A 23,920-nucleotide genomic window follows, 5' to 3' on the forward strand; every position below is an offset into this window, starting at 1 on the left:
CGCCAGGTATACCTCCTTGTTAAGGAAGTATTAAACAATATTGTTAAACACTCGGAGGCACAAAACGCCTTTCTGGAAATCAATCTTTACAAAAACCGGCTGCAGATCAGCATCCGTGATGACGGGCGCGGATTTGACCCCGATGTGCGCAAGCACGAAACCATGGGCATCCGGAATATCCACACGCGGGCAAAAAGATTGAACGCCGAACTCAAAATTGATACTGCCCACGGTAAAGGCACATCCATCGGCCTTAAACTAAACCTTTAGCGTATACCCCATAATAGGTATAAAGAAAGCCGGGATAATTTAGGAAATTAGCATTTTATATTTACCGCAAAGCATGCTCCAGATAATTTTGTTAGAGGATAATTTACATTACCGGCGCGGGCTGGAACAGATTATTCATGATATGGGCGGCGTAACTTTAATTGGTTCTTATTCCAATGCCGAAGCCGTATTAAAAAAAATTGACCAGCTTAAACCGGATGTTTTTATCGTGGATATAAACCTTGAAGGCATGTCGGGCATTGAATTTATACGGCGGGCCAAGCCCTTTGTGCCGGATGCCGAATTTTTGATGTGCACCATTAACGACGACAACACCAATATTTTTGAATCTTTAAAAAGCGGCGCAACCGGCTATATGCTCAAAGAATCTTCGGCCGATGAGATCAGGAACGCCATTACCGAAATCGCCGCCGGCGGTTCGCCCATGAGCGCCTATATCTCGCGAAGGGTCATCGCATCATTCAATGCCGACGCCGATAAACCGCCTGCCCCTGCCGCCGAAAGCCTCACCGAACGCGAGGTTGAAGTACTTAACCACCTGGCCCGCGGCCTCCAGTACAAAGAAATCGCCGATCGCCTCGATATCTCTACCGGAACCGTTAAAAAACACATCCGCAATACCTACATCAAACTGCAGGTACAAAATAAAGTAGAAGCTATTAATAAATTCCGCGCATTCTGATATACCACTTTTTCAGTATTGCAGGGCTTAATGGTTAACGCTAATTTAGCGTTATAAAGAAACTAAAAGGCGTTGTTAAAATTAACTCCCTGTTGGTGATCTTTAAAGCCTAAACCTTATCACAATTGAAAGATCACACCGTGAAAGATGCCATCTAATTAAATCCTAAAACTACTGCCGGATTTTTTTCTAACAGGATCAATAATAATCACTGCTTTAATCTGCACATTTGCACATCTGTAATTGGCATGCCTGCAATGATTATATCTGTCCCGCTCCATATTATCGACCTGCATGACGATGGTTTCCACCCACTGGTTGAAGTTGTGCTGTTTGAAAAAACTTTTATTATGGTGCTGGATACCGGCGCGTCAAAAACCGCCTTTGATCAAACGGTGCTTTCCGAAGCCAATGAAACCATGAACATCTTAGCCAGCGATAAACTCTCCACTGGCCTCGGCACTAATACCATGGAATCTTTTACAGCAACAGTCAGCGACCTGCACATCGGCGACTTGCCTATCGCCGAATTTGAAGTAGCTGTGCTTGATCTTTCCACTATTAATGTGGCCTACGGCCAAATGGGGCACCCGCAGGTACTGGGTGTTTTGGGCGGAGATATTTTAATGAAATATAAAGCCGTTATTGACTATGGGAAACGGGTACTGAAACTAAAAAAGCCTCGAATGAGAAAACGCGGAGTTTAAAATTTATTAAAGAGTCAAGTATAGATAGCAAATACTCCTGTTCCTAATATATATATTCTTTTAGATGTTTACGGGTTTGTAGGATTTGAAGCTGTAAATTGCCTGCAAAAATGAATAGAAGCAAGGTTTAATAAAACAAACAGCATCATTAACGCCATCAGTATTATTGTTGGTGTATTGGCAATAACTGCAGGAGACAATAAATAAATAACATTAAAGATAATAGCCGCCGATATTGATGCCTTTTTAATTAAATGAACCCTAAAAAACGACAGCTTACCATCCATTGTAGTCATCACCCGGTCCCGCAATGAAAAATATGAATACACCGTTGGTGAACAAGCCAGTAAAATGCACATTACAAAAACCGACGATCTTACCAACTCAACGTCGGGAAGCTTGAGGCTCAACAGCAGTACCACAATTGTAAAAGCCAACATCTGCCACGTGAGATAATGCTTTAAGCTTTGCATCCATAGTTTCTTTATACCTTCTTTATAAATTTCTTCATGTTCAGCTACAAGCTTTTTTATACCTTCTGTTCCGCCAAGATGTCCGTCAACCACTTGCTGAAAAAGGCTTTCAATATTTCGGTTATCACCAGTCTGGCGTTTTTCCTCTATTGCAGATATAATATGATCAAGAATTTCGTGGTACACGCTCCTATATCTGATCTGGTATGCTCCCAAACGCAGCTCAATCCATTTCAACTCATCAACCGGTAAACTCATTTTACAACAGGTTTAAGATTTAACAATGCTTGCAGTTGCTCAATAAACAATCGTGCTTCACTTAACTTGCTGGTAACCTCCTTACCGCCCTGCTCAGTTAAACGGTAGTACTTGCGGATTCTGTTATCAACTACCTGCGTAAAGGTTTCCAGTAGGCCACCAGCCTCCAGTTTGTGCAGCGCCGGATAAAGTGCACCTTCGGTAAGCACGATCTCGCCGCCGGTAACTTCCTTCACCTTCTGTGTTATTTCGTAACCATACATTTCAGCATTATCTTCCAGCAGTTTTAAAATGATGGTTTGTAGAGTACCTTTTAGCAGCGGATTTGTGCTCATGAATCAAAAGTATAAATATTTATATACATAACAAAATTATGTATATAAATATAAAAGTACCACTCCAATTAAAACAAAGCTATAATTGGCATAATAGTCAAAATGACAATTATAATTTCGATATCAATCGAATAAAAAGACAATAATTCCTAAAAAGAATATTTTTTTGTTATTTTCTATTAATAAATTCATAACATTTTATTTATATATTGCGTATAAGTTAATAGCGCTGGCCGGCTGCTGAAATTAATTCTTCTTTTACATCTAAAACGTAACGAAAACAATGAAAAGAAAACTATTATTAGGGATCGGACTAAGCGTGCTTGTCGGAGTCTCTGTACTATTCTCCTGTTCAAAAGACAAGGCTGCAAAAACTACAACCACCAGCCCAACCGCTATTCCGGATGATGTACTGAAAAGTATTACAAACTTAGGCTTCAGCACCGATGAAGTGCGCAGGCAGGGCGATGGCTATCTTGTTGAAGGAGATATCCTGCTCACTAAAGCTAATTTAGCCGAAGCAAGCACCAGCCCTACCTTAAGAATTGCCGATGTTGAGCAGTACCGTACCACAAACCTGGTTAAAAATCTGCCCAGGACAGTAACCGTATCAGTTACAAACCTGCCTACTGTTTACCTTAACGCGGCTACCGCGGCGGTTGCACGTTACAATGCTTTAAACCTCACGCTTAAATTTCAAATGGTTAGCAGTGGCGGCACAATCGATATCATCGGCTTTAACGAGGGCCCAAGCGGCGGTTATATCACTTTAGGTTCATCAGGCTTCCCTACTTCGTCGGGCGACCCGTATAGCCAAATCCAGATGAACACCAACGAACAGGCTTATGGCACTAACCCTGATCTGGGTTATGTAACATCAGTTATTCAGCACGAGTTGGGCCATTGTATCGGTTTCCGTCATACCGACTATATGAACCGCGCGTTCAGCTGCGGCGGCCGACATGTAAACGAAGGTTCGGCAGGCATAGGCGCTATCAACATTCCGGGCACACCAACCAAGGCAGATGCCGGCTCATGGATGTTAGCCTGCTCAAGCGGTACCGACCGTACGTTTAATGCCAATGATCAGATAGCGTTAAACTATTTATACTAATAGCGCCTATAGTTGTTTTTTACATTTCAACTAAATAGCTCTATCAATAAAGGGGATGCTGCAGCTCCCCTTTATTGGTTTGATCACATTACCGCCTATGACAAAAAGACTACCTGTTACCGTATTATTCCTTTTTTTATGCTTTAAAGTGTCATGGTCACAAAAACACATGAGCGACGAGGCAATTATCTCACTTTATAAGGCAACATATTTATCTCCGCAAAAAAATCCCAACCAGTATTACCTTGTAAAATTTAAAGATCCGGTACATATTGATAACCGGAAATACAATATCATCAAACGGGTTTCTTATAACTATTATGTAGTATCATCAGCCTCGGCTATCAAAAGCGATGCTAATATTATAAATAACAGCGCCGCTTCCCCCATCTGGAAAGCTTCGGATAACCTTGCAAAAAACTGGAAGCAGCATCCGGCACGCACACAAGCCATTGAGGTTGCAGTTACCGCTGTTAATGACACCGTTATTAACCACATCCAACAATCCGGAGCCATTACCGGCCAAACCGGCAACTTAATACGTCTTAAAATCAAATTAGAAAACCTACCTGCCTTACTTCAGCAGGACTATATATTATTTGCCAATGAGGTGCGCCAACCTCATGAAGAACTTGCCATTAGCGATATCGACCTCGGCTTAAATACCATGTCGGCCATAGGCGCTAATTTTCCGGGTATAACCGGATCTGGCATTAACGTTTCGGTAAAAGAAGACCGCTATGATAATGATCTCGACCTGTTAGGCCGCAGCTTCACATCCTTCAAAACATCCGATATCACATCAGGACACGCTACCACCATGGCGACCCTTATAGGCGGCAATGGCAACTCATATATCAAAGGCCTGGGAGTTGCGCCTAAAGTAAATTTCACGTCATCATCTTTTGCACAACTAATGCCCGATAGCACTACCATTTTTAAATCATTCAGAATTTCGGTGCAAAACCACTCATATGGTACCGGCATTGAAAATTATTATGGTGCCGAAAGTGCCGCTTATGATCAGCAGATCCTTGAAAATGATTCGCTGGTGCATGTATTTTCATCGGGGAATATCGGCACTTCTACGCCCGAAAGCGGGGTTTACAACGGTATAAGCGGGGTAGCCAACCTCTCGGGCGACTTTAAGCAGGCTAAAAATGTATTGGTGGTTGGCGGCACCGGCAGAACGGGTGCCCCCGAACCCTTAAGCTCGGCAGGACCCGCATATGATGGCCGCATCAAGCCCGAATTGATCGCGGATGGTGAGGATGGTACGTCTGGCGCTGCAGCCCTCGTATCAGGCACGGTAGCTTTGCTGCAGCAAGCTTATAAAACACAATATAAACAACTGCCATCTGCCGCGCTTATAAAAAGTGTACTCATTAACTCGGCCGATGAAATAGGCTCATCAGGTCCCAGCCATAAAACAGGCTATGGTTTATTGAATGCATTGGAAGCATTACGCACCATCAATGAAAAACGCATTTTTACCGGCTCGGTTAGCAATGCTACACAAACAGACTATTCCATAACGGTCCCCGCGAATTGCAGGGAGCTTAAAGTTTCATTGGCCTGGAATGACCCCGCGGCGGCCGTTAATGCGCCATGGGCATTGGTAAATGATCTCGATCTTACTGTTACCACACCATCCGGGCAGCAAATTTTACCATGGGTGCTCAGCAGCTTCCCCTCTGCCGATTCATTATCTGCCCCGGCAAAAAGACGAGCGGATACATTAAACAATACAGAACAAATAAGTTTACAAAACCCCGAGGCTGGCACATACATGGTGCATGTTAAGGGCAGAAGGGTTACTGCCGGTGCTCAAAAATTTCATGTTGCCCACCAGGAGATCATATCAAACCGGTTTGAATGGATCTACCCGTCGGCCGGCGACCAGCTTTTTGCCGGCGAGGACAATTACCTGAGATGGCAAAGCTCATTCAATACCACATCGGGTACAATAAGCGTTAGCTATGATCACGGCCAAACCTGGCAGGCCATTAATAATGCCACCCTTAAAAACCGCTATTATACCTGGACAGCGCCCGATGTTTTTACCAAAACCATGCTTAAAATGGATATCGGCGGTCAAACTTTTACCAGCGCGGAGTTCAGCATTTCAAAACCTTTAACACTTGATATAGGGTATAATTGCGCCAGCGGCACGCTCCTGCAATGGAAACCCCAACCAGGCAGCACTGGCTACAACGTTTATACTATTAAAGATAACCTGCTTCAAAAACTTGTATCAACAGCTGATACCAGCATCATTATACCCGCGCAACAACAAACTTCAACTTATTTTGCGGTGAGCGCTACAGGCAGTGGTTTTGAGGGCCTAAAAAGTTATACCATTAATGCTACCACGCAGGGGGTTGGCTGCTATGTAAAAACATTATTGGCAAATGTAGTTAACAATACCACTGTGCTCAACCTGCAGTTGGGCAGTGTTTATAATCTTAAATCCATCACATGGGAAAAAACAACAACTGCCGGCCAATACGTTACTTTAAATACCATTCCGGTTAGTACAGCGGTGGATTATATATATACAGACAATAATCTCCGGCAAGGCAAACAATATTACAGGGCAAAACTCACCACAATCAACGGCGATATTATTTACTCCAACATAGCCGATGCTGTTTATTTACAGCCCAACCAATTTGTTATATACCCCAACCCTGTTGCCGGCCAGATCAATATCATCAGCGGCGATATCAATAATTACGAATTTAAACTATACAGCATCGATGGTAAGTTAACCCTGGTTAAAAACATCAATGAATTACAAAACAGTATCCCCGTAAATCTTGTGGCAGGCGTGTATGTTTATACCATCGAACTAAATGGCAAAGTAGTTTATAATGGTAAGCTGATAAGTAAAAAGCCCTCCGGTTAACCGAAGGGCTTCATATACTTGTTTATTGAAATTTATTGATTAACAAACCTTTTTGCGTTTACTTTACGCTCGTTTTCGGTTAAGTAGATTTTACGTAAACGCATGCTTTGCGGTGTAACTTCGATGTATTCATCAGCCTGGATATACTCCATCGATTCTTCTAACGAGAATTTGATAGCCGGTGCGATACGAACGTTATCATCACTACCTGATGCACGCATGTTGGTTAATTGTTTACCTTTAACAACGTTGATCACTAAATCGTTATCGCGGATGTGCTCACCAAGGATCTGACCTTCGTAAATATCAACACCCGGATCAACGAAGAAACGGCCACGGTCCTGCAGTTTGTCAATTGCATAAGCAGTTGTGTTGCCTTTTTCCATCGAGATCAATACACCGTTTGAACGGCCAGGGATTGGCCCTTTCCATGGTTCGTAAGCTTTAAAGCGGTGCGCCATGATAGCTTCACCGGCAGTAGCAGTTAATACGTTGTTACGTAAACCGATGATGCCGCGTGAAGGAATTTCAAACTCTAAGTGCTGTAAATCACCTTTTGGTTCCATGATCAACAGGTCACCTTTACGTTGAGTTACCAATTCAATTACCTTACCGGCAACTTCAGCAGGAACGTCAACTATAAGGGTTTCAACCGGCTCGCATTTAACACCATCAATGTGTTTAACGATAACCTGAGGCTGTCCTACCTGTAACTCGTAACCTTCACGACGCATAGTTTCGATCAGCACTGACAAGTGAAGGATACCACGGCCATAAACCAGGTATGAATCAGGCGACTCGGTTTCAACAACCTTAAGCGCCAGGTTTTTCTCCATCTCTTTGTACAGACGGTCGCGTACGTGGCGTGAAGTAACAAATTTACCTTCTTTACCAAAGAAAGGCGAGTTATTGATGGTAAACAACATGTTCATGGTTGGCTCATCAATTTTGATAACCTCTAATTGCTCAGGATTTTCAAAATCAGCAATAGTATCACCGATATCAAAACCGTCGATACCAACTACAGCGCAGATATCACCAGATTTTACTTCGGTAGCCTTTACTTTACCCAAACCTTCGAAAGTGTAAAGTTCTTTGATCCTTGATTTTTGGATAGTGCCGTCGCGTTTTACCAAAGATACCGGCTGGTTTTCTTTGATTGTACCACGGGCTACACGACCGATAGCGATACGGCCTACGAAAGATGAATAATCTAAAGAGGTAATCTGCATTTGCAGCGTACCTTCGGCGATAGGGGCCGGAGGAATGTTTTCTAATATAGCATCCATCAACGGGAAGATATCCTCCGTAGGTTTCTTCCAGTCGGTGCTCATCCAGCCTTGTTTTGATGAACCGTAGATAACCGGGAAATCCAGCTGCTCTTCGGTAGCTTCAAGGTTGAAGAATAATTCAAAAATTTGTTCGTAAACTTCTTCAGGGCGACAGTTCTCTTTATCAACTTTGTTTACAACCACAATTGGCTTAAGGCCTAAAGCCAAAGCTTTTTGAGTTACGAAACGAGTTTGAGGCATAGCGCCTTCAAAAGCGTCGCAAAGTAATAATACACCATCGGCCATTTTCAATACACGCTCAACCTCGCCACCAAAATCGGCGTGACCAGGGGTATCAATAATGTTGATCTTAACATCTTTATACCTTACAGATACGTTTTTTGAAACGATGGTAATACCACGCTCACGTTCAAGGTCATTGTTGTCAAGGATTAACTCTCCGGTTTGCTCATTGTCCCTGAAAATGGCACAGCTGTGCAGGATTTTATCAACCAAAGTAGTTTTACCGTGGTCAACGTGCGCGATGATCGCAATATTTCTGATTTTTTGCATGAAAATGCCTCTCTAAATTTGGCGCAAAGGTAAGGTTAAATTATGAGATTATAAAGCGTTTAGCGGTTATTGTTTAGAATTAACATTGAGTTTACCAAAGTACGCTTGCCGGGTAGGCTTTGAAGTGTTGATCAGCCGAAATGATGGTAAGATTTTCAGAGATAGCCTGCGAGATAATGAGGCGGTCAAAAGGATCTCCGTGATGATGAGGCAGAGATATTAATTTAACTAAATGATAAGGTGTTATATCAAGAACCTCAAATTGCTTCCCTATTAAATAGCTATAAAAATTTTCATAACCAATTTCGATATTAAGCTTTTTTAAAGCAACCTTGATAGCCATCTCCCATAGTGATGCCATGCTTATATAGCATTGGTTATCGGGATTTTCAATTAATTGTTTGGCTGTTTTAGATAATCTGTCATCAGAAGCTTGAAACCAAAGAATTGCTTGTGTATCTATAAGCAATTGCATTACATATAATCTTTAAAATCCTCAAGCGGTTCGTCAAAGTCTTCCGACACCCAAATTTTCCCTTTTAAACTTCCATATCCTCTTATAGTTTGATCACTGTTTACCAATTCAGCATTAGTAATTTTTTTCAAAAGCCTATCCACATCTTTCTCTATCTGAGTTTGTAAATCAGGGGGCAATTGATCAAGCTTTTTTATAAGTGCAGCACTAACCATGTTCTTAAACTTAATTAAGCTAATTTACAAAAACTATACGTTATCTCCCAAAAGCCCAAACCAAAAACTTGGCCATCGCCTTGCCCCAGGTAGCAGTGTCATGGGTACCTCCTACTACTTCAACATATTGAATTTCTTCCGGGCGTTTAAAACCTTTGGCTTCCATTTCTTTGATCAGGTCGATGGTATCGTCAATGGCATCAATAATGCCGTTTTTGTTTCGATCGCTGGTTTCATCTTTAGTGCCGGTTTGCAGCCAGGCATTGATAGCCGGTTTGGTTTTAGTTTCCCTGATCACCTGGTGCATCAGCCTGTCGGCGTCGGTATAGCCTTTGGCCAGGTCTTTTCCCCGCCACCAAAACGAACCTGAAAAAACGCCCGCTTTATCAAATAACACCGGGTTATTCCAAACAATATCAAAAGCAGATAAACCACCAAGCGAAAAACCAGCAAAGGCCGTTGCATCAAATTCAGTAAAGCTGGTTAATTGTAGTAATTGAGGCAATAGTTCTTCCTTTATAAATTGTGTATATACACCTGCTTTGGCACCCCGGCCTTTAAAATCGGGTTTACCAGAAATGCCATATTCATCCAGGCGGCTATCTCCGGCATGGATAGCTACGATCAGCAGCGGCTTAAGGCGATTGGTATTATATAATGTTTCGAGCGTGGTTTTTAATCCGAGGTTCTCAAGCTCCTGTCCGTCATTAAGCAGCAGCAGGTTTAGCGGTTCGGCGATATCACTGTCTTCCGGCTTCAGGATGGTTAAGGTCACTTCCCGCTCCAGCAGTGCCGAGGTTATATTTATTTCTTGTTCGGTTATTGTCATTTCAGTATCAAGCCAGCCCGGGTACATCTCTTTCTAAATTAAAATTAAGGGCGCAAAAATAAGCTATACTTTTTACTTTTTGGCGGCTAAGGATTAATATTATCAGGCTGTTGCCTTTTTCAAACAAACCTCCTAACTTACAATCATTATAAAAACTACAAGCTTTGACCGAAAAATTTCACCGCTGGCACTCACCCAACACCAACACCGACCTCGAAATGCTGGTATTCGGCGACCGCGGTTATCCTGTGATCGTTTTCCCTACTACCAAAGGCCGCTATTATCAAAACAAAGATTTCGGCCTGATCGAGAGTGTAAAATGGTTTATTGATAATGGACTGGTGAAAATCTACTGCCCCGATACTATCGACGACCGCAGCTGGTACAATAAAGGCATCCACCCGGCCGACAGGGCCAAAACCTATGCAGGATACGATCGCATGTTGATAAACGAGCTCATCCCCTGGGTCATGCATGAAACAGGCGTTGGCAAGGTAGCTCTCGCCGGCTGTAGTTTTGGGGGCTATCATGCCGCCAATTTCGCGTTCAAACATCCTGAAAAGGTGAGGCATTTGTTTACCATGGGCGGGGCCTTTGATATTAAAATGTTTACCGATGGTTATTATGATGATAACATTTTTTATAATAACCCGGTCGATTTTTTGCCGGGCAGTAACCATCATGACCTTTGGCAAATGAACATTGTACTTGGTACATCCGAGTATGACATATGTAAAGGGTATAATATCCAGCTCTCAAATATTTTAAAACAAAAAAACATTAAACACTGGCTGGATATCCGCCCTTTTGCCAATCACGACTGGCCCATCTGGCGCGAAATGTTCCCGCATTATTTATCAACGATTAAATAGAAACAAGAGATCAGGATTCAAGAAACAAGAAAATAAAAAGCAAGAGTTTAAGAGACAGGAAAAAAATGAAAAAATAAAGAGCAAGATTTACATCAACCTGAAACCCAAAGAAAAACAAACATAAAAACACCTACTACCATGAAAAAAATCGGTATCTTATTCGGACAGGAAGATTCGTTTCCGCAGGCATTTGTTGACCGCGTGAACCAAAAAGCAGAAAAAGGCATCAGTGCCGAGTTTGTACGCCTTGATAAGGTAATGCAGGCCGAACCGCTTGACTATGCTGTGATCATCGACCGCATTTCGCAGGATGTGCCTTACTATCGCGCGGCCCTAAAAAACGCGGCTATTTGTGGTACAGCGGTAATCAACAACCCTTTTTGGTGGAGTGCTGACGAAAAGTTTTTTAACAACGCCCTTGCTGTAAAAATCGGAGTTCCGGTACCTAAAACTGTAATTCTGCCATCAAAAGAATTGCCGGATGATACCACCAGCAAATCATTCCGTAACCTGGCTTACCCGCTTGATTGGAATGGCATTTTCAACTATGTAGGTTTCCCTGCCTATATGAAACCTTTTGACGGCGGCGGTTGGAAAGAAGTTTATAAGCTGGAAAATGAGAAAGATTTTTTCAGCAAATACGATAAAACCAAACAGTATGTAATGATGCTGCAGGAAGAGGTTATTTTTGACGATTACTTTCGCTGCTATTGCATTGGCGGCAAGCATGTGCGCATTATGCAGTATGAGCCGCGTAACCCGCACCACCTGCGCTATGAGCATGGTAAAGCACCTGCATCTAAAAAGCTATTGGACACCATTAAAGATTATGTGATAAAACTAAACCAATATTTAGGTTACGATTTTAATACAGTGGAGTTTGCCGTTCGCGATGGCATACCTTACGCTATTGATTTTTGTAACCCCGCCCCCGACGCCGAAGTTACCAGCGTAGGCCAGGAAAACTTTGAATGGGTGGTTGAAACAGCCGCCGATTATGCCATTGAACGCGCAAAAAAACAAAAAGACGGCTTTGACAACCTTACCTGGGGCGAATTTGTAAAAACTTCGGCAGCAAAAATGCCGTTGGTAGCAGTTGCAAAAAAAGCGGCTGTTAAAGCAGATGTTTCCGTGGCTGTGGTTGACCATGCTATTGAAGACGAGGGCAAACCGAAGAAAACCAAAGCACCCGCAGCAAAAGCAGCTGTGGCAAAAGGACCGGCAGTAGCAAAAGAACCGGCGGTAAAAGCTGCCGCAGTGAAAGAAGCGGCAGTAAAAACCGCTGTGGTAAAAGAGCCTGTTGCCAAAGCTACAGCCGTAAAAGAAAAAGCAGCGCCTAAGCCTAAAAAGGCAGCTAAGAAATAAATAAAAGGTTATCATTTCGAACGAGGAACGAGGAGAAATCCTGTACGCGCGATAAGCTATTCGTATAAGATTTCTCCCTACGGTCGAAATGACAACCGTTTTTTAAGTAATAACCCTAACCAATTATGAACGAATTTACCTTAGGTGTTGAAGAAGAATTTATGGTGATTGACCCGGTATCGCGGGAGCTAAAATCGCATGAGCAAAAAATTGTGGATGCAGCCCAAAAAATCCATGAAGACCAGGTGAAAGCCGAAATGCACCAGGCTGTAGTTGAGGTGGGTACACATATTTGCCGCAATACCCAGGAAGCCCGCAAAGAGGTAAGTAAGCTTCGTACCACGGTAGCGCAACTGGCAGGTGATATTGGTCTGCGGATTGGCGCCGCGGGTACACACCCGTTTTCGCACTGGCAGCATCAATTAATTACCGATAACCCCAGGTATTTTGAAATTGTGGATGAGATGCAGGAGGCGGCCCGCTCCAACCTCATTTTTGGTTTGCATGTGCATGTTGGCATCCAGTCGCGCGATATGGCTATTCATATTGCCAACCAGGTGCGCTATTTTTTGCCGCATGTGTATGCCCTTTCAACCAATTCGCCGTTTTGGGAAGGGCGGAACACGGGCTTCAAATCATTCCGTACCAAGGTTTTTGATAAGTTTCCGCGCACCGGTATCCCCGATTATTTTAGCAGTATCGAGGAGTATGACCGCTACATAAAGCTGCTCGTAAAAACCAATTGCATTGATAACGCCAAAAAAATCTGGTGGGATATCCGGGTACATCCTTTCTTTGAGACTATTGAGTTCCGCATTTGCGACTGCCCTATGCTGGTTGATGAAACCATTGCGTTTACCGCTTTATTCCAGGCTTTATGTGCCAAGTTGTACAAGCTCAGGGCGCAAAACATGAAGTTTATTAACTATTCGCGCGCGCTCATTAACGAAAATAAATGGCGTGCAGCCCGGTACGGTATCGACGGCAAAATGATAGATTTTGGTAAGGAAATGGAGGTAAATACCCGATCGTTAATATTGGAACTACTTGATTTTGTAGACGATGTAGTTGATGAGCTTGGCTCACGCGATGACCTGCAATACGTACACAATATCCTGGAGCACGGCACCGGTGCCGACAGGCAACTGGCCATTTACCAGCAAAACAATAACTTTGCCGATGTGGTGGATTATATCACCTCACAAACTTTGAAGGGGTTGTAGTGACCCACTCACCCCACCCAAACCCTCCCCGGAAGGGAGGGCTTTAAACAGTTTGGGATATAAAAGGGGAGATTATTTTTTAAACATTAAAACAAAAAGTCTCCCCTATCAGGGGAGATTTAGAGGGGGCATATGAAACCGGAAATAAAAGTGGCCATACTTGATCTGTATGATGGGATAGCGAACGAGGGTATGCGCGGTTTCCAGGATATTTTAAAGCGATACCGAACCGAACACGATCTGAATTTAACTTACCAGATCTTTGATGTACGCCGCAAATGCGAAATGGCCGATCTCAATTTTGATATTTATATATCAAGCGGAGGACCCGGCAATCCATTGGAAACCGAGGGTACCGAGTGGGAAAAGAAATACTTTAACCTGGTTAATAAACTGGAAGATCACAACTTATCTAACAACAGCAATAAAAAGCATGTGTTTTTTGTGTGCCACTCGTTTCAGTTAATGTGCCGTTATTACAAGCTCGGCGATATTAATATGCGCCGCTCCCCTTCATTCGGGGTGCTGCCGGTAAATAAAACAGCCATTGGCTTAAATGAGCCTTTATTTGAAGGTTTGGCCGAACCTTTTTATGCCGTTGATTCGCGCAGCTGGCAGGTGATCAACCCTGATGAAAAACGCTTTAATGAATTAGGCATGCAACTGGTTGCGATAGAAAAAGAACGGCCGCATGTTGATTTGCCAAGGGCGATGATGGCGATCAGGTATAACGATTACTTTTTTGCCACACAATTTCACCCCGAGGCCGATGCCGGAGGAATGAAGGGGATGCTGCTTCGCGAAGAAAAAAAGGACGAAGTCATTAGCGAACATGGCGAGGTTAAATACCGCGAGATGCTTGAACGCCTCGACGATCCGGATAAAATAACACATACCCAGCATACGCTTATTCCTAATTTTTTGGATATGGCGGTAGAAAGTGCGTTGGGTGTGATATAAACTGTAATTTCATTTTTGTGTAGCGGGACTGTCATCCTGAGCCTGTCGAAGGACGCGCGCAGAGGCCCTGTCCACTATGCTTCGACAGGCTCAGCATGACCCGATTAATAAATTATCGTCATGTTGAACTTGTTTCAACACCCCACTTGCTAAGCCACATGCTAAGCAAATCGCCTACCTTTCTTGTGGGGTGCTGAAACAAGTTCAGCATGACGGCGTGGAGATGTCATTTCAGCTTTAGAGGTCACGGATTTAAAACTCAATATGACTTTGATTTAAAAATAATTATCGATGAATCCATCAGCCAGAAAAACATTTAACAACACATTCAGCGAGGAAAAGTACAGTCAATTTCTGAATCTTCTTAATGAAGGGCTACGTAAACCTGTTCCGTTCCGTGTTGCGGAAACACCGGTGTTTTTGACTGCCGATTTTCGTAATAAGCTCATCGCCGCCGGTAATGATATTGTTGATACTATCCTCAAGCCCAATTTCAAAGAACTGACCGAACGGGCTATTCCTGATTTTTGGCGGGTGGCCAATGAAAATGATCACCCGCATTTTATCGCCCTGGATTTTGGCATCTGTAAGGATGAGCAGGGCAATATCGTACCCAAACTCATCGAATTACAGGGCTTTCCTTCACTTTATGGCTTCCAGGTACATTTGGGCAATACCTACCGGGGAATTTATGATATCCCTGCCGACGAAACTATCTTTTTCGGAGGGTTGGACAGGGAAAACTATCTCGATCTGCTCAAAAAGACAATCGTAGGTACTTACCATCCTGATGAAGTTGTGCTAATGGATGTAAACGCCCCTGAGCAAAAAACATCGGTTGATTTTTACCTTACCCAAAAGTACATCGGCACGCCGGTTGTGTCATTGTCCGACCTGATCCAGGATGGCAAAAAGCTTTACTACATGGTGGGCGACCAAAAGAAACAAATTAAACGCATTTATAATCGTTTAATATTTGATGAGATAGCGGGCGATCCGGAGATCTTTACCAAAGTAGCCGATATCAGGCAGCCCCTTGAGGTTGAATGGATCACTCATCCCAACTGGTTTTATCGGGTCAGTAAATTCACCATGCCTTTTTTAACAGGCAATTACATTCCCAAAACTCAGTTTTTGCACCAGTTAGAACAAATCCCTGCCAATTTGGAAAACTATGTGCTTAAACCGTTGTTCTCCTTTGCGGGTCAGGGTGTAATTATCGATATTAGTAAGGAAGACATAACAACTATTACAGATCCTGAAAACTGGATTTTACAGGAAAAGGTAAATTACGAACCTGTTGTACAATCGCCGGAAGGCGGCGTAAAGGCCGAGATCAGGTTGCTTTATCTCTGGCCCGATGGGGATAAAAAACCCACACTTGCCATAAACCTTGCGCGGTTAAGCCGTGGAAAAATGATAGGCGTACGTTATAATAAAGATTACAACTGGGTTGGCGGCACGGTTGCTTTTATGCCCCGTTAAACTTTGTACTAATTACCCTGTCTGTACGTATATATTAAATAATGCTTAATTTTGTCTTTATGAATATGCAGATCATCATTATCGCGATACTTTTTGCAGGCGCTGTTTTTTACATTGGCCGTATGATGTACAGGGCGCTTACTACTAAAAAAAGCTGCGGCGGCAATTGCAAATGCGGTGTTGATTTTTCAGGTATCGAACCCGGAAAAACCACCAAATAATGCCCAATTCTTATTTCATACAATCTTCATAAGTAACCCATACTTTTAATAAAGTAATTTTTCTTAATGTCATCAAGCAAGCAAGTTTTTCAGGCTGATAATCCCGGTAGGTGGAACCGTTTTAAATGGTTGAGCCGTGTACTACTGGCTGCATTGATTATTGGTATAATAGCCGTTATTGTTACTATCCGCTCAACCTATTACCCCGAGCTTCCCAACCTTAACCCTGCTCCCAAAAAAATGACCAGGGAGGAACTCGAGCAATTAAAAAAGTCAACGAAGTTCAAATCGTTCAAAATTCAAAAATCTGAAATAGAAGCACTTGAGAGGGCAAAAAAATTACACCAGCTTAAACAACCTAACAATAAAGACCGTATAAACGCCGCTTTTTATCGTGCGTGGGAACCCCAGGCTTATAACTCGCTGGTGGTGAATATTGGCCACCTGGATATGGTAGTGAGCGAAGGCTTTTCTATATTACCTAAAACTGATACCGTTGTAACCAAGCTCGATACCGGGCTGATGAACCTCAATAAAAAATACAACAAGCCGATTATTGTATCACTGTCAAACTACGTAAACTACAACAACACACATGGCGGCTATGATACTAAAGATGTAGACCGTATTGTTAACAATAAAACACTTCGTAGTAATTTTATTAACAGCATAGCTAACTCGCTTACCAAAAACAAGTTGAAGGGTGTCAATGTTGATTTTGATGAGGTGAGGGACCGCAACAGTAAAAATTACATAGCTTTTCAAAATGAGCTCTATGCAACCTTGCATGCCAAAGGTTTCCTGGTTACTCAAAACGTAGTGCCGGAGGATGAAAGCTTTGATATCACAAAGCTCCAGCATGTAAACGATTTCCTGTTCATCATGGCTATTGATGAACATTATGAAGCAACTAATGCCGGCGATCTTTCAAATCAGCGCTGGGTTGAACAAATCCTCGATGATGTATGTTCGAAAGTTCCGTCAGAAAAAATAATTTTAACATTCGCAGGCGGCGCCTATGACTGGCCCGAAGGCAGTGTAGGTAAAACTATCGGTTATCAGCAGGCTATCAGTACCGCCGAAGAGCAAAAAAGCAAGATCACCTTTGATCCAAATTCGGCAAATTTACACTTCACTTATATGGACAAGGACAGTCTTGACCATTCCATATACTTTACAGACGCGGCAACAAACTTTAATGTAATCCGCATGGCCGACGACTGGGCCACCGGCGGCGTGGCTTTATGGCGTTTAGGTGCCGAAGATCCGCGTTTGTGGACATTTTTCCAGAAAAACCTGTCGATAGACTCATTGAAAAAGACAGGTGTGGATATGCGGAAACTTACATCTGTAGGGTTAAACAACCGTGTAAATGTTGACTACGATGGTGATGGCGAGGTGCTTGACCTCATTACCACGCCTACCACCGGGGTAATTGATGTAAAAATGGATACATCTACATTTACCATTCTCGATCAGCATTATATAAAACTTCCCACTAAATATGTGATCCGCAGGTATGGTTATGCTCCTAAGAAAGTAGTTTTAACTTTTGATGATGGCCCCGACCCCGATTTTACCCCACGTATTTTAGATATCCTTAAAGCCGAAAAGGTACCGGCAGCATTCTTTGTTGTGGGTTCCATGGCCGAAAAAAACATACAGTTGCTGCGGCGCGAATACGAAGAAGGCTATGAAATAGGCAATCACACGTTTTTCCACCCCGATATTTCAACCATCAGCTTAAAAAGGGTGATCCTGGAGCTTAACTCCACGCGTAAACTTATTGAATCGGTAACCGGCCGAAGCACTATCCTGTTCCGCCCGCCATTTAATGCCGATGCCGAGCCGCAAACCCTTGCCGAGGTTATTCCGGTTGCAGAAAGCCGCCGTCAAAGTTATATCACCATCGGCGAATCTATCGATCCCTGGGATTGGCAGCCCGGCGTAACTGCCGATAGTATTATTGCCCGCACCATAAGGCAAAAAGATAACGGATCGATGATATTACTGCATGATGCAGGAGGTGATACCCGTGAAGAAACCGTTAAAGCCCTTCCTGCAATCATTCATTACTTTAAATCGCACGGGTACCAGTTTACCACTATTGCCGATGTGCTGGGCAAAACTAAGGATGATCTGATGCCGCCGATTAAACCGGATCCAAGCACAGGCATTTTCGGGCCCGCCTATGATGTTTTTATTCATGGTTATTACTATATAAACTGGGCGCTGATCTATATATTCCTGTCGGCTATATTCCTGGCTATTGGCCGCATTGTGCTTATTGGCATTTTGGCTGTAAGGCAGCGAGGCGTGGATAAAAAATCCAAAAAGCTTGATCGCGATGCCGATGTGATGCCTGCGGTGAGCATCATTGTTCCTGCTTACAACGAGGAAGTTAACGCAGTAGCAACAATACAAAGCTTGCTTAAAACCGATTATCCATCGTTCGAGATCATTTTTGTTGATGACGGATCAAAAGATAAAACATTTGAGGTTGTAGAATCCGCCTATAAAGGTAATCCGCTCATCAAGATCCTAACCAAACCAAACGGAGGTAAGGCATCAGCATTAAACTTTGGTATCACCCATGCCCAAAATGATTTTGTGGTTTGTATTGATGCTGATACCCAACTCAAAACTGATGCTGTTTATCAGCTCATGACCTACTTTACCGATGAGGAAATAGGTGCTGTGGCCGGAACGGTTAAAGTTGGCAACGAAACCAATATCATCACCCGCTGGCAGTCGATAGAGTATATTACTGCGCAAAATATGGACCGCCGCGCGTTTGATCTCATCAATAGTATTACCGTTGTGCCGGGGGCTATTGGAGCGTTCCGTAAGTCGGCCATTTTTCGCGCGGGCGGCTTTACGTATGATACCCTTGCCGAGGATTGCGACCTCACCATGCGTATCCTGAAACAAGGCTACGTGGTACGCAACTGTGCCGAAGCCATCGCGTACACCGAAGCGCCAGAAACCATTAACATGCTGCTTAAACAGCGTTTCCGCTGGAGTTTTGGAGTGATGCAAAGTTTCTGGAAAAACCGCGACGCGCTGTTTAACAAAAAGTATAAGTTTTTTGGAATGGTGGGGATGCCTAACATCCTGATATTCCAGATCATACTACCGTTGTTCTCTCCCCTGGCAGATCTGATGATGCTGTTCGCGCTATTTGGTGAAAAGCCCGAAAAAATGCTGCTTTACTACGTGGCATTTGTGGTGGTTGATTTTATAGTAGGCATCATCGCTTTCCGTATGGAAAAAGAGGATTACAAGAAGCTCATCTACATTATTCCGCAGCGCTTTATGTGGCGACAGCTGATGTATTACGTACTGTTTAAATCGCTGCGAAAAGCATTAAAAGGCGAGTTAAGCGGATGGGGCGTTCTTAAGCGTACCGGCAATGTGAAAGTTGACGGCTCAGGAAGCAAAAAAGCGCAGCCAATATATATGGTAATTGGCGTGGCAATAGTTGCGGTGATTGTGTATTTGTTGTATATGCATTATAGTTAGGATTAAAAGATCCTTTAGTTACAAACTATAGTATACGGATTCGAAGTCTCTGACTTCGGACGACTATGCCCTTAGTTTGTAACTATAGAGTGTTTCCTTACTCCCTTTCAATCAAACAAACCGCATAAGCCACAACGCCTTCCTCCCTACCGATAAAACCCATTTGCTCGTTGGTAGTAGCTTTAATGGAAATATCTTCTTCGCTAATAGCCGCAGCTTCGGCTATGTAGGTTTTCATTGCCGGGATATGCGGGTTGATCTTCGGAGCCTCAAGACATACCATGGCATCGATATTGCCAATAACAAACCCTTTTTCTTTGATCAGGGCAACTACATGCTGCAAAAGGACCAGGCTGCTGATGCCTTTCCAACGGTCGTCTTTATTTGAAAAGTGAAAACCTATATCGCGCAGGTTTGCTGCACCCAGCAGGGCATCACAAATTGCGTGTAACAATACATCGGCATCTGAGTGGCCATAAGCACCGGCATGGTGCTCAAGTTTAACCCCGCCTAAAACAAATGGGTGATTTTCCTTTAACTGGTGTACATCAAACCCAAAACCTACCTTAATTTTACCCATTATCTTTTAGAAGCATTTGTTGTACCGCCAAAATTTGCCGACAAGGTGAAGCGCAAAGTATTGGCCAGGGCACTATTTTGCTGGCTGGCTGCCAGGTACGAAAAATCAAAATCAAAAACACTGTACTTAAACCCAATACCCATGGTAACATAATGCCTGTCGCCTTTGTTGGGGTTTTCATAAAAATAGCCTGCCCGTACAGCAAACTGTTTGTTGTACCAATATTCAACACCCGGCGAAAAGCTGATCTCTTTCAACTCTTCACTGAAACCACCCGGTGCATCGCCAAACGACTGAAAAAGACCCGCCGGCACCGATACATTATCATCCTTGCCTTTAATGATCTTACCATCTTTGTCGCGCAGGGGCGGGGTTGGTACCAGCAGTTTGTTGATGTCAAAGGTTGCTGTAAACTCATTAACATCATCTAACTGCCAGGTGTTAGCCACCCCTAATTTCAAATTGGCCGGCAAAAAATACTTGTTGCCCACATCGCTGTAGCTGATTTTTGTACCAATATTTGAAATGTGTGTTCCAAAAGCAAAAGTGTTGCCGTCACCATAAGGCGCCGTGTAGTATAGTGAAACATCTGCGGCAAAAGCATTGCCGGCTTTTGCCGCCTGGCTTGAGCCGGTGGCAAACGAAATACTTGATATATTGGAATGAATATACCGGGCAGTCAGCCCCAGTGAAAAATTATCGCCAAACTTGCGGGCAAATGAAACATCTAACGAATACTCGTTTGGCGTGTAAGTACCCTGGTCGTTTGTATTATCGTCGGTAAGCTGAATGGAACCATAATTAAAATAGCGGAGCGAAGCACCTATTGTATTCCGCTCATCAATTTTATGGGCATAGCTCAGGTATGATAAGCTGATATCAGGCACAAGATGCCTTAACCAGGGGCTATATGATACAGATAACGCATCATTACTTTCTAAAAATGCAAGCTTTGACGGATTCCAAAAATTCGCATTTACATCCGGCGACAAAGCCACGCCCGCATCCCCCATAGCCCCCGAACGCGAATCAGGTGAAATATTTAAAAACGGGACTTCGGTGGGAATTGCATTGATATTACTTCCGTTAGGATTTGTTTGCGCAGCCGCAGCAAGTGGCAACAAAAATGGTGTAATAATAGCAAGGCCTCGAAATGTAAAAAACTTCATTTGTAGGAGTTAGGTTTTAACAATTTGTATTTTATAACTATGGGACCATGACTTGCTTCACATTTTCAAGTCCGCACTTTTGCTGAAAGTTAAATCAAAAATTTAAATCAACGCAACTAATTTCATTAATTTTTCGTTAAAACCCCTGATAATTGTAGTATTTATTTCTAAATAATGGTTCATTAGCATAAGCACTGTATCCATTTTTTTATAAATTTACCACTTAATATAACTGTAAAAATATGAAAATACTTTTTACTAAAACTGCTCTGGGATTGTTGGCTTTAGGTGCCGTGATGAGTAGCTGCAGTAAACGTGAGCAATCGCAAAAAACGGGTATAACTTATAACGATAAAAACAACGGCGGTTATGAGCGTTTCAGGCAAAGCCATCCATCGCCAGGACCCGGATTGGTGCCTATTGAGGGTGGTACTTTTGTTATGGGAGGCAGCGCCGATCAGGACATAACTTACGATTATAATAATGTACGCCGCAGGGTTACCGTACCCTCTTTTTACATGGACGAAACCGAGGTATCAAATCAGGATTGGCTTGATTACCTGCATTGGATAAACATTACTTTCCCGCAGGATCGTGAGTTATATTACAATGCCGTGCCTGATACATTGGTTTGGCGTCATCCCTTATCTTATAATGAGCCATATGTAGATAACTACCTGCGTCACCCCGCTTTTCAGGATTATCCTGTTGTAGGCGTAACCTGGGACCAGGCACAGGATTATTGCTCATGGCGCACCGACCGTACCAACGAAAACATTTTACGCGAAACCGGAAAAATGGTAGCGTGGAAAGATATGGGCAAAAAAGGTGGTGGCGGTGACGCCGGCATTGCAGCGAACGGACAACCTTTTAATACTGATATTTACCTGAACGGCCAGATGACCGGGGCAGGCATCGATGGTAAAAAAATGATGCCTAACCTGAGCCCTAATGCCCAGGCAGGTACAGGGAAAGGCGGCAAAGCCGTTAGGCCCGTACGTATGGAAGACGGGATCCTTAAGCAAGCGTATCGTCTACCATCAGAAGCCGAATGGGAATATGCAGCATTGGCGCTTGCAGGAAACACCCAGTTTGAAAACATCGATGATGGCAAAATATATACATGGAACGGTATGGGTGTACGTTCGGCAAAAAAGAAAACACGCGGCCTGATCATGGCAAACTTTAAACGCGGCAACGGTGATAACGCCGGTGTTGGCGGTTACCTGAACGATAAGGCAGACATTACCGCCCCTGTACGTTCATATGCACCTAATGATTTTGGCTTATATAACATGGCGGGTAATGTTAACGAATGGGTTGCTGATACCTACCGCCAAACATCATTTGAGGAGTTTGAAGATTTTAACCCTTTCCGCGGTAATGAGTTTTCAAACAAACGCCTTGCAGATCCAAGCAAAGGACTTTATGCAAAAGATAAATACGGCAAGCCAATCAAAGATCCCGCACATGCTAATAAGAAACTAAAATACAGCGAACTTTTAGCTTTACAGCAACAAAATACAGTCGCGCAAAGCGCCAATCCAAACGCGCCGCTTGCAACTCCCCAAACAGGGTCATTGCCGGTTGATTCATTGCTGCCTAAAAACTCGGGTAAAGCTTACAACCCGGATGCGAGGGGCGAAAAAGACGAAGTTAATAAAGCTCTTTACGGCACAACCACGCTGGTTAACGACCATTCTAAAGTATACAAAGGTGGATCATGGAACGATATGGCGTTTTGGCTAAACCCTGCTACCCGTCGTTTTATGGATCAGGACGAGGCGAGTGCGGAGGTTGGTTTCCGCTGTGCAATGACCTTAGTTGGCGCTCCTGAAATTAACCCTAATGGCAAACCACATTACCCGGTTAAAAAAGCTAAGCCGTTTAAAACAAGATAATTTTTATAACAGATATTTTGAAATAAGGCCTTTCAGTAATGAGAGGCCTTATTTGTTTTAAAGTTTTATCTATCCATCAATCGGCTCAACCCATTGGCTTCGCCAGGCCGGGGCTTCGAAGGGGTCGGCAAAGTACTGTGTTTCATGTATTACCTTGTCCTCACGAAACTCCATAATGCTTACCGTGTAGACCGGCTTTTCCTGATAGTTAATGGTATATTCAGTGACCCATGTATCGCCTTTTCCCAGAATCCTCCTGACACGGAAACCTGATGGTTTACCGGGATGATGCCCGCGCAAGGCCTGTAAATTAATGCGCCCAAAAATTCGTTCGCCTGATTGAGGATAATCACAAATAACGTCATCATCGTAAATATCATGTTCTGCGTTGATATCACCAGCGGCCGATGCCTGCCAGTGGGCATTCAGGGCGGCAAGTATTTGTTGATCGTTCATGGTTTGTATAATTTAGGTTATTTTATTTATCGATT

General features: G+C 43.3%; 22 protein-coding genes. 13 read left to right on the plus strand and 9 right to left on the minus strand.

Annotated elements, in window-relative coordinates; all coding sequences use genetic code 11:
* From BLP33_RS23680 to BLP33_RS23690, 3 genes are all read left to right on the plus strand, one after another.
* Positions 1 to 270: sensor histidine kinase (locus BLP33_RS23680; protein ID WP_254780237.1), on the plus strand; the 270-nt coding region annotated here is incomplete at its 5' end.
* A 73-nt stretch (positions 271 to 343) separates the two neighbouring features.
* Positions 344 to 973 carry a response regulator gene (locus BLP33_RS23685; protein ID WP_090533847.1) on the plus strand — a complete coding sequence of 210 codons (630 nt, stop codon included), beginning with the start codon at positions 344 to 346 and terminating at the stop codon, positions 971 to 973.
* Between the two features lie 248 nt (positions 974 to 1,221).
* A complete protein-coding gene (locus tag BLP33_RS23690; RefSeq protein WP_254780239.1) occupies positions 1,222 to 1,680 on the plus strand; it encodes an aspartyl protease family protein in 459 nt (152 codons plus the stop codon).
* 68 nt (positions 1,681 to 1,748) lie between these two features.
* On the opposite strand, the gene BLP33_RS23695 is transcribed toward BLP33_RS23690, so the two are convergent.
* Positions 1,749 to 2,411, minus strand: a complete 663-nt coding sequence (locus BLP33_RS23695; protein WP_090533849.1) for a hypothetical protein — start codon at positions 2,409 to 2,411, stop codon at positions 1,749 to 1,751.
* Positions 2,408 to 2,746: a PadR family transcriptional regulator gene (locus BLP33_RS23700; protein ID WP_090533851.1), complete on the minus strand. Its 339-nt coding sequence runs from the start codon at positions 2,744 to 2,746 to the stop codon at positions 2,408 to 2,410. The genes BLP33_RS23695 and BLP33_RS23700 overlap by 4 nt, the downstream gene beginning before the upstream one ends.
* Before the next feature lie 283 nt (positions 2,747 to 3,029).
* On the opposite strand from BLP33_RS23700, the gene BLP33_RS23705 reads away from it, so the two are divergent.
* Both BLP33_RS23705 and BLP33_RS23710 read left to right on the plus strand, forming a co-directional pair.
* A complete protein-coding gene (locus tag BLP33_RS23705; RefSeq protein WP_090533853.1) occupies positions 3,030 to 3,860 on the plus strand; it encodes a M57 family metalloprotease in 831 nt (276 codons plus the stop codon).
* A 97-nt stretch (positions 3,861 to 3,957) separates the two neighbouring features.
* Positions 3,958 to 6,768, plus strand: coding sequence for a S8 family peptidase (locus BLP33_RS23710; protein ID WP_175490102.1), 2,811 nt, complete (start codon positions 3,958 to 3,960; stop codon positions 6,766 to 6,768).
* A 32-nt stretch (positions 6,769 to 6,800) separates the two neighbouring features.
* On the opposite strand, the gene typA is transcribed toward BLP33_RS23710, so the two are convergent.
* From typA to BLP33_RS23730, 4 genes are all read right to left on the minus strand, one after another.
* On the minus strand, positions 6,801 to 8,612 hold the full coding sequence (gene typA, locus BLP33_RS23715; protein WP_090533857.1) for a translational GTPase TypA: 1,812 nt from the start codon (positions 8,610 to 8,612) through the stop codon (positions 6,801 to 6,803).
* A gap of 91 nt (positions 8,613 to 8,703) precedes the next feature.
* Positions 8,704 to 9,087, minus strand: coding sequence for a type II toxin-antitoxin system VapC family toxin (locus tag BLP33_RS23720; RefSeq protein WP_090533858.1), 384 nt, complete (start codon positions 9,085 to 9,087; stop codon positions 8,704 to 8,706).
* Complete coding sequence (locus BLP33_RS23725; protein WP_090533860.1) at positions 9,087 to 9,302, minus strand: type II toxin-antitoxin system VapB family antitoxin; 216 nt, start codon at positions 9,300 to 9,302, stop codon at positions 9,087 to 9,089. Before BLP33_RS23725 ends, BLP33_RS23720 begins: the two co-directional genes overlap by 1 nt.
* Before the next feature lie 40 nt (positions 9,303 to 9,342).
* Positions 9,343 to 10,131, minus strand: coding sequence for an alpha/beta hydrolase (locus BLP33_RS23730; RefSeq protein WP_254780241.1), 789 nt, complete (start codon positions 10,129 to 10,131; stop codon positions 9,343 to 9,345).
* 164 nt (positions 10,132 to 10,295) lie between these two features.
* Between BLP33_RS23730 and BLP33_RS23735 the strand changes: the two genes are divergently transcribed.
* The 7 genes from BLP33_RS23735 to BLP33_RS23765 all read left to right on the plus strand — a co-directional run bounded on the left by BLP33_RS23735 (position 10,296) and on the right by BLP33_RS23765 (position 19,779).
* Positions 10,296 to 11,003 carry an esterase family protein gene (locus tag BLP33_RS23735; RefSeq protein ID WP_090533863.1) on the plus strand — a complete coding sequence of 236 codons (708 nt, stop codon included), beginning with the start codon at positions 10,296 to 10,298 and terminating at the stop codon, positions 11,001 to 11,003.
* Between the two features lie 138 nt (positions 11,004 to 11,141).
* Entirely contained in the window at positions 11,142 to 12,368 is a 1,227-nt protein-coding gene (locus BLP33_RS23740) for an ATP-grasp domain-containing protein (RefSeq protein WP_090533865.1), read from the plus strand.
* Between the two features lie 125 nt (positions 12,369 to 12,493).
* The gene (locus BLP33_RS23745) at positions 12,494 to 13,591 is read left to right on the plus strand and encodes a carboxylate-amine ligase (protein WP_090533867.1); all 1,098 of its coding nucleotides are present in this window, start codon (positions 12,494 to 12,496) and stop codon (positions 13,589 to 13,591) included.
* A gap of 132 nt (positions 13,592 to 13,723) precedes the next feature.
* Positions 13,724 to 14,551, plus strand: a complete 828-nt coding sequence (locus BLP33_RS23750) for a type 1 glutamine amidotransferase (RefSeq protein WP_090533869.1) — start codon at positions 13,724 to 13,726, stop codon at positions 14,549 to 14,551.
* Positions 14,552 to 14,842: 291 nt separating this feature from the next.
* Positions 14,843 to 16,036 carry an ATP-grasp domain-containing protein gene (locus BLP33_RS23755; protein ID WP_090533871.1) on the plus strand — a complete coding sequence of 398 codons (1,194 nt, stop codon included), beginning with the start codon at positions 14,843 to 14,845 and terminating at the stop codon, positions 16,034 to 16,036.
* Positions 16,037 to 16,077: 41 nt separating this feature from the next.
* Entirely contained in the window at positions 16,078 to 16,257 is a 180-nt protein-coding gene (locus tag BLP33_RS23760; protein ID WP_243770706.1) for a FeoB-associated Cys-rich membrane protein, read from the plus strand.
* 66 nt (positions 16,258 to 16,323) lie between these two features.
* The gene (locus BLP33_RS23765) at positions 16,324 to 19,779 is read left to right on the plus strand and encodes a glycosyltransferase (protein WP_090533875.1); all 3,456 of its coding nucleotides are present in this window, start codon (positions 16,324 to 16,326) and stop codon (positions 19,777 to 19,779) included.
* A 97-nt stretch (positions 19,780 to 19,876) separates the two neighbouring features.
* Here BLP33_RS23765 and ispF read toward each other — a convergent pair whose 3' ends face one another.
* Positions 19,877 to 20,359 carry a 2-C-methyl-D-erythritol 2,4-cyclodiphosphate synthase gene (gene ispF / locus BLP33_RS23770; RefSeq protein WP_090533876.1) on the minus strand — a complete coding sequence of 161 codons (483 nt, stop codon included), beginning with the start codon at positions 20,357 to 20,359 and terminating at the stop codon, positions 19,877 to 19,879.
* Positions 20,359 to 21,528 (minus strand): type IX secretion system outer membrane channel protein PorV, encoded by a 1,170-nt coding sequence (porV, locus tag BLP33_RS23775; protein ID WP_090533878.1) that lies wholly within the window; start codon positions 21,526 to 21,528, stop codon positions 20,359 to 20,361. The genes ispF and porV overlap by 1 nt, the downstream gene beginning before the upstream one ends.
* A 242-nt stretch (positions 21,529 to 21,770) precedes the next feature.
* Between porV and BLP33_RS23780 the strand changes: the two genes are divergently transcribed.
* Positions 21,771 to 23,429 carry an SUMF1/EgtB/PvdO family nonheme iron enzyme gene (locus BLP33_RS23780; protein ID WP_090533880.1) on the plus strand — a complete coding sequence of 553 codons (1,659 nt, stop codon included), beginning with the start codon at positions 21,771 to 21,773 and terminating at the stop codon, positions 23,427 to 23,429.
* A gap of 69 nt (positions 23,430 to 23,498) precedes the next feature.
* On the opposite strand, the gene BLP33_RS23785 is transcribed toward BLP33_RS23780, so the two are convergent.
* Entirely contained in the window at positions 23,499 to 23,885 is a 387-nt protein-coding gene (locus BLP33_RS23785; protein ID WP_090533882.1) for a nuclear transport factor 2 family protein, read from the minus strand.
* Positions 23,886 to 23,920 lie beyond the last annotated feature (35 nt).

The sequence above is a fragment of the Mucilaginibacter sp. NFR10 genome, assembly GCF_900100445.1.
Taxonomy (GTDB): Bacteria; Bacteroidota; Bacteroidia; order Sphingobacteriales; family Sphingobacteriaceae; genus Mucilaginibacter; species Mucilaginibacter rubeus.